At 65.2% G+C, this 6,107-nt stretch carries 10 protein-coding genes; 4 read left to right on the top strand and 6 right to left on the bottom strand.

Going from position 1 to position 6,107, the window contains the following annotated elements; all coding sequences use genetic code 11:
- Positions 1-280: 280 nt before the first annotated feature.
- Both E3O60_RS04885 and E3O60_RS04880 read right to left on the bottom strand, forming a co-directional pair.
- Positions 281-580, bottom strand: a complete 300-nt coding sequence (locus tag E3O60_RS04885) for a Dabb family protein (protein WP_088454967.1) — start codon at positions 578-580, stop codon at positions 281-283.
- Complete coding sequence (locus E3O60_RS04880; protein ID WP_134497284.1) at positions 577-846, bottom strand: glutaredoxin family protein; 270 nt, start codon at positions 844-846, stop codon at positions 577-579. Before E3O60_RS04880 ends, E3O60_RS04885 begins: the two co-directional genes overlap by 4 nt.
- A 52-nt stretch (positions 847-898) precedes the next feature.
- Between E3O60_RS04880 and E3O60_RS04875 the strand changes: the two genes are divergently transcribed.
- On the top strand, positions 899-1,618 hold the full coding sequence (locus E3O60_RS04875; RefSeq protein WP_134408233.1) for an HAD family phosphatase: 720 nt from the start codon (positions 899-901) through the stop codon (positions 1,616-1,618).
- Positions 1,619-1,661: 43 nt separating this feature from the next.
- Here the strand turns inward: E3O60_RS04875 and E3O60_RS04870 are convergent, their stop codons facing one another.
- The 3 genes from E3O60_RS04870 to E3O60_RS04860 all read right to left on the bottom strand — a co-directional run bounded on the left by E3O60_RS04870 (position 1,662) and on the right by E3O60_RS04860 (position 2,576).
- Positions 1,662-1,760, bottom strand: coding sequence for a 30S ribosomal protein bS22 (locus tag E3O60_RS04870; RefSeq protein ID WP_003792170.1), 99 nt, complete (start codon positions 1,758-1,760; stop codon positions 1,662-1,664).
- A 60-nt stretch (positions 1,761-1,820) separates the two neighbouring features.
- Complete coding sequence (locus tag E3O60_RS04865; RefSeq protein WP_088454964.1) at positions 1,821-2,054, bottom strand: helix-turn-helix domain-containing protein; 234 nt, start codon at positions 2,052-2,054, stop codon at positions 1,821-1,823.
- 63 nt (positions 2,055-2,117) lie between these two features.
- Positions 2,118-2,576 carry a helix-turn-helix transcriptional regulator gene (locus tag E3O60_RS04860; protein WP_088454963.1) on the bottom strand — a complete coding sequence of 153 codons (459 nt, stop codon included), beginning with the start codon at positions 2,574-2,576 and terminating at the stop codon, positions 2,118-2,120.
- A 76-nt stretch (positions 2,577-2,652) separates the two neighbouring features.
- Between E3O60_RS04860 and E3O60_RS04855 the strand changes: the two genes are divergently transcribed.
- From E3O60_RS04855 to E3O60_RS04845, 3 genes are read left to right on the top strand one after another with little or no spacing between them, the layout of a single operon-like run.
- Positions 2,653-4,095, top strand: coding sequence for a TrkH family potassium uptake protein (locus E3O60_RS04855; RefSeq protein ID WP_088454962.1), 1,443 nt, complete (start codon positions 2,653-2,655; stop codon positions 4,093-4,095).
- Complete coding sequence (locus tag E3O60_RS04850; RefSeq protein WP_088454961.1) at positions 4,088-4,759, top strand: TrkA family potassium uptake protein; 672 nt, start codon at positions 4,088-4,090, stop codon at positions 4,757-4,759. The genes E3O60_RS04855 and E3O60_RS04850 overlap by 8 nt, the downstream gene beginning before the upstream one ends.
- A gap of 33 nt (positions 4,760-4,792) precedes the next feature.
- A complete protein-coding gene (locus E3O60_RS04845) occupies positions 4,793-5,194 on the top strand; it encodes a cupin domain-containing protein (protein WP_088454960.1) in 402 nt (133 codons plus the stop codon).
- Positions 5,195-5,231: 37 nt separating this feature from the next.
- Here the strand turns inward: E3O60_RS04845 and proC are convergent, their stop codons facing one another.
- On the bottom strand, positions 5,232-6,080 hold the full coding sequence (gene proC, locus E3O60_RS04840; protein ID WP_088454959.1) for a pyrroline-5-carboxylate reductase: 849 nt from the start codon (positions 6,078-6,080) through the stop codon (positions 5,232-5,234).
- Positions 6,081-6,107 lie beyond the last annotated feature (27 nt).

Below are 6,107 nucleotides of genomic sequence, written 5' to 3'. Positions count from 1 at the left end.
CGGCATCGCCACCATCACCGTCAACACCAAGTAACACCCCCGCACCACACGAAAAACGGCCGAGCACCAGCTCGGCCGTTTTTTCGCGCCACAAGCACCACGCACCCCGTGCCCACTCAGACCGCGAAAGCGGCCAAACGGTCACCACAACACCCCTGAAGCAACCACACCACCGCTCTCGCGAAAGGCACCTCCCGCGAAAGCGGCCAAACGGTCACCGCGGCGCCCCGAAGCAACCACGACCCCGCTCTCGCGGCCTCGGGGCGGGACCGAGCGTCAGTCAGACGACCAGGTCCACGGCCATCCGTTCGGCGGTGACCGAGCGCACGTAGGCGCCCGCCGCCACGTGGGCCGGATGCGCCTGGTAACGACCTAGCGCCGCCTCGTCGTCGAACTTCGCGACGAGGGCCACGTCCCAGTTGGCGCCGCCGACCACGTCCGGTCCGATGCGAAACGAGCGGATCTCGTCGACCACACCCACGAGAGCGCCGAGCCGAGCCGCCATCTGGGCGGCGTTTTCGGCCTTTTCGGCAGGATCAGTGGCCGCCAGCTTCCAGGACACGATATGCAGAATGGTCATCGGACCTCCAGGAGTGCGGTGCGCAGGCGCGCCGGGTCGATGCGCCAGTAGTTGTGCACCAGCCCGTTGATGAGCAGCACCGGGATGTCTTCGACATACAGTTCGTGCAGCTCAGGGTCATCGAAAATCGACTTCTCCTCGAGCAGCACGGTCGGGGATCCGGGTTCGGCAGCCAGCTCCGCGAGCACCGTGGTGACCACGCCCAGAGCGTCGTCGCAGAGGTGGCATCCCGGCTTGCCGATCAGGGTGAGGTGCGCGGTGGACATACCCCCAGCCTAGGCCGCTGCTGTGCGGTCACCGTGAGTAGACTCAAGCGCAATGTCCGACGAATCCGGTCCCCGCGCTATCGCGTTCTTCGACGTGGACAACACGCTTCTGCGCGGTGCGAGCCTCTATCACTTGGGCGTCGGTGCCTGGCGGATGCGGTTCATCTCGCTCGCCGACATTCTCGCGTTCGGCTGGAATCAGACCCGGTTCCTGGCGGTCGGCGAAGACGGGGTCGATATCGCCCGGCTCCGGATGCGGGCCATGGACATCATCACCGGGCACACCAGGGACGAACTCGTCGGCCTCAGCCACGACATCTTCGACAGTCGGCTCATCCATCGGCTCTGGCCGGAAACCGTCGCCGTGGCGCACGCCCACCTCAAGGCAGGGCGCGAGGTGTGGCTGGTCACCGCGACGGCCCAGGAGGTCGCTGATGTGATCGCGGAACGCCTGGACCTCACCGGCGCGCTCGGCACCAAGCTCGCCACCGTCGATGGCATCTTCACGGGTCAGCTCGTCGACGGCATCTGCCACGGCAGCCGCAAGGCCGTCGTCGCTCGCGGGCTCGCCGAGGATCGCGGCATCGACCTGGCACTCTGCTGGGCGTACTCCGATTCGCACAACGACATTCCGTTGCTCGAACTCGTCGGCAACCCCGTCGCCGTGAATCCGGACACCACGCTGCGGCGTTACGCACTGGCACGCGGCTGGCCGATCATGCACATGAAGATCGCGCAGATCAAAGCCGCACACGCAAGCAAAAAGCGCTAGGTCAGTGACCTAGCGCTTTTTCAGGTAAAACGGTCGAGACCGTCTACTTCTTATTACGACGCTGGTGGCGAGTCTTACGAAGCAGCTTGCGGTGCTTCTTCTTCGCCATACGCTTGCGTCGCTTCTTGATTACAGAACCCACACGGACCTCACAAAGATTTGGTTTAGCCGCGGGATTCGCGACCGACACGAAAACCCCATTCTAACGGATAAAGAAAGTCCCGTCCGACTCACTTCCTCCGAGAGTGGGTTCGATTGCCCTCAGGACCGCCGATTCCGGTACCCGGAAGGAGCGTCCGAAGCGCACGGCGGGCAGCTCACCGGCATGCACCATGCGGTACACGGTCATCCTGGACACCCTCATGACCTCGGCGACCTCGGCGACGGTGAGGAAGCGCAGATCGTCGAGTCGCGAGTCGGGAAGCGCACGTGACATGGCGGCTCCCTGCTATCGACGAGTGCGTGTGCCCGTCACTGTAAAGCGAAGCCCGGCCGCCCGCTAGTCGCTTTTGCGCCACTTCTTGACGCTCTTCTTCACCCCGGAGTCCTTGACCACGTGTTGCATCTGGAAGGAGGTATCAGCGAAAGCCTTACCGATCGCCGCAGCGAAGGCGCGCTGCTCATCCTTGAGGACCTCGGTGTCATCGACGACCCCCGCGAGCACGGTGTCCACGTCGATACTGAGGAACGGGATCAGCCAATCCTCGATCACCTCGAGCGGGGCATAGTCGAGGTGGTAGTAGCGGTGCTGGCCCTCTTCGCGCACACCGACCAGCCCGGCCTCACGCAGCACCTTGAGGTGCTTGGACACCGTCGGCTGGCTCAACCCGAGCGAACTGACGATGTCGGAGACACTCAGCTCCCCCTGGGCGGCACTGGACTGGTTGTAGCGCTCGAGGAGAATGCGTAAGATATCGCGTCGGGTCGAGTCCGCCACTACGCCAAAGATGTCTGCCATGCCCCAAGGCTAGTCATTCCGGGTGCGGGTGCTATGACAAGTTGTCAGCGACCCCAGGTCAGGCAAGGCGATTCGAATGAAAACGCAGGCCCCCACCGCACGTTTCACGCAGCATTCCAACACCTGGTACGGGCACCTCCGGGACTCGGTCGACGGCCTGGTGCGCAGGTCCCCGTCCAGGTTCGCGCTTCTCGTCTTCACCTCGCTGATCCTGCTCTTCACCCTGCTGTTCTCCCTGCCGATCGCCTCGGCCGGCGATACCGACACCCCGCTGCATGACGCCGTGTTCACCGCGGTGTCGGTGATCTGCGTCACCGGACTCAGCACCGTGGACATGGCAACGCACTGGTCGCCGTTCGGCAATGCCCTGGTGGTCATCGGTGTCAACATCGGCGGCGTCGGCGTGCTGACCCTGGCCTCCCTGATGGGCCTGGTCATCTCCCGCCGGCTGGGCCTGCGCGCCAAGCTCATGGCGGCCAGCGACTCGAACCCGTCGCGCATCCATATGGGCCCGGTCAACGAGGGCCAGGCCGTGCGCCTCGGCGAGGTCGGCAGCCTGCTGCTGACCGTGGCCATCAGCACCCTGGTCATCGAGGCGGCGGTCGCCCTGCTGCTGTTCCCCCGGATGCTGATTGACGGCGTGCCCACCGGTGAGGCGCTCTGGCAGAGCATCTACTACGCGGCGATGGCGTTCACCAACACCGGGTTCAGCCCGAACGCCGGCGGCATCGGTCAGTTCGCCAACGATTACTGGTTCCTCGGCGCGCTGATGGTCGGCGTGTTCCTGGGCAGCCTGGGCTTCCCGGTGCTGATGACCTTCGCCCGCAGTTGGCGCACACCCCGCCGCTGGTCTGTGCACGTAAAGCTCACGCTCTGGACGACCACGCTGCTGATGGTGTCGGGCATGATTTTCTATATCATCCTGGAGTTCGACAACCCGAAGACCTTCGGGTCCCTGAACGCCGGCGACACGATCTTCCAGTCCCTGTTTATGTCGGTGATGACCAGGTCCGGCGGATTCGCCACCATCGACATCGCCGACCTGCACGGCTCCAGCCTGCTGCTCAGCGACATGCTGATGTTCATCGGTGGCGGCTCGGCCTCCACCGCCGGCGGCATCAAGGTCACCACCCTTGCGGTGCTGTTCCTGGCCGCGTTCGCCGAGGCCCAGGGCAAGGAGCAGATGGAGGCCTTCGGTCGCCGCATCCCCAGCGACATCCTGCGCCTGGCGGTGAGTGTGGTGCTCTGGGGAGCGACCACCGTGGCCGTGTCGAGCATCCTGATCCTGCACATCTCCAAGGAGGCACTGGATGTGGTGCTGTTCGATGTCATCTCGGCGTTCGCCACCGTCGGGCTGTCGACGGGTCTCACGGCCGAGCTCCCCCCTGAGGGGGTCTATGTGCTGGCGGCAACGATGTTCATGGGCCGGGTTGGTACAGTGACTCTCGCGGCGGCGCTGGCAGCGAGCCAGAGCAGACAGTTGTTCAAACGCCCCGAGGAAAGGCCGATAGTTGGTTGACCGGATCAAGCAGAACGCTCCCGTGCTCATCATCGGGCTGGGCCGTTTCGGCGCGGCGACCGCGGGCAAGCTCGATCGGTTGGGCCGCGAAGTGCTCGCCGTGGATAGCAGCGAGGCGCTCGTGCAGAAGTGGTCGGAACGAGTCACTCACGCCGTGCAGGCCGACGCCAAGTCCATCGACGCGTTACGCCAGATCGGCGCCCAGGACTTCTCCGTTGCGGTCTGCGCCGTTGGCTCCTCGATTGAGGCCAGTGTGCTGATCGTCGCGAACCTGGTCGACCTCAAGATCCCGCAGATCTGGGCCAAAGCCATTTCGCAGTCGCACGGCAAGATCCTCGAACGCATCGGCGCCAATCACGTGATCTACCCCGAGGCCGATTCCGGCGAACGCGTCGCCCACCTGGTATCGGGGCGGATGCTGGACTTCATCGAATTCGACGACGACTTCGCCCTGGTGAAGATGTACCCGCCCAAGCCGATCCGCGGCCTGAACCTCACCGAGTCCGGGGTGCGCACCAAGCATCACGTGACCGTCGTGGGCGTGAAGAGCCCTGGGCGCCCGTTCACCTATGCCACCGCCGAGACGGTGGTCTCCGACCATGACCTCATCATCGTCGCCGGCACCGAGGGCGACATCGAACGTTTCGCGGCCCTCGGCTCCTAACCGAACACACGCTGGTCGACGCAGAATGGTTCCATGACACTCCTCTCCGGCATCGACCTCGAGGCAGAACTCCGGCAGGTTGAAGCGCACTGGACGCCACGGGTCGTCGGGCGGGTGAACGATCAGTATGTCAAGGTTGCGAAGCTTCTCGGCGAGCTGGTTTGGCACGCGCACGACGCCGAGGACGAAATGTTCATCGTCGTCTCGGGTCGGCTTCGAATCCAACTGCCGGACGACCAGGAGGTTGTGCTCACGCCGGGACAGTTTTACATCGTCCCCCGCGGCGTGCAGCACAACCCTGTCGCAGACGAGGAAGTGCACATCGTCCTCATCGAGACGGTAACCACCGCTCACACCGGGGATGTGATCGTAGAGGGCACCGTGCCGGTCGAACGGCAATTAGGCAACCTGTACCGGACTGACGCCAATACCTGAATCGACCGCCGAGATGGGCGGGCGAGGCGAGCGGGGGTTAGGAGGCGGCGAGTTCCCGGGCCCGCGCGAGCGCGGCATCCGTCGCCCGGTCGAACAGGCCCTTGACGTCGCCGGTTTCGAGTTGCTGCACGGCCCGCTCCGTGGTGCCCTTGGGGCTGGTCACCTGGCGGCGCAGCTCGGTGGGGGTCAGGTCGGACACGGCCAGGAGTGCGCTCGCGCCGAGGAAGGTGCCGTTGACCATGGTCGCCGCCTGGGCGGGGGTGAAGCCCTTGTCGATGGCCGTCTGGGTGAGCTGTTCGATGAGGTAGAAGACGTAGGCCGGGCCGGATCCTGAAATGGTGCTCAGAGCGTCGATCTTGTCCTCTGGCACCACCAGCACCTCACCCACCGTCTCGAACAGGGCGGTCGCCAGCTCCATCTGCACCGCCGTCGAGCGGGTGCCGGCGCTCAGCCCGGTGACGGCCATGCCCACCACGGCTGGAGTGTTCGGCATCGACCGGATCACGGCAACTCCGTCGGGCAGGTGCGTTTCGAAGGTGGCGATGGTGACTCCGGCGGCCACACTCACGACGAGGGTGCCGGGCTCGAGGCTGTCGGCGATCTCGGCGAGCAGGTCGGGCACCATCGCGGGCTTGACGGCCACGATGACGATGCCGGCCCCCTTCACCGCGAGTCGGTTGGCGTTCGGTTCGGTCTCGGTCGCCCATGCGGTCACCCCGGCGGTGCCGGCGAGTTCGGCGGCCTTGGCGGCTGACCGGTTGGTGGTGCGGATGCCGCCGTCCACCGTCACGGTGGGCTTGAGCAGTCCGGCCAGGACGGCCCTGGCCATCGATCCGGCGCCCAGGAAGGCGATGGCGGGCAGGGTGACGGGTGCGGTCGAAGTCATCCCCCCAGTGTAGTTTTTCGCGCCAGG

It is taken from the genome of Cryobacterium sp. TMB1-7, assembly GCF_004402435.1.
Classification (GTDB): Bacteria; Actinomycetota; Actinomycetes; order Actinomycetales; family Microbacteriaceae; genus Cryobacterium; species Cryobacterium zongtaii.
The sequence above is the reverse complement of the archived record's forward strand: the minus strand, read 5'-3'. Positions and strand labels throughout refer to the sequence as shown.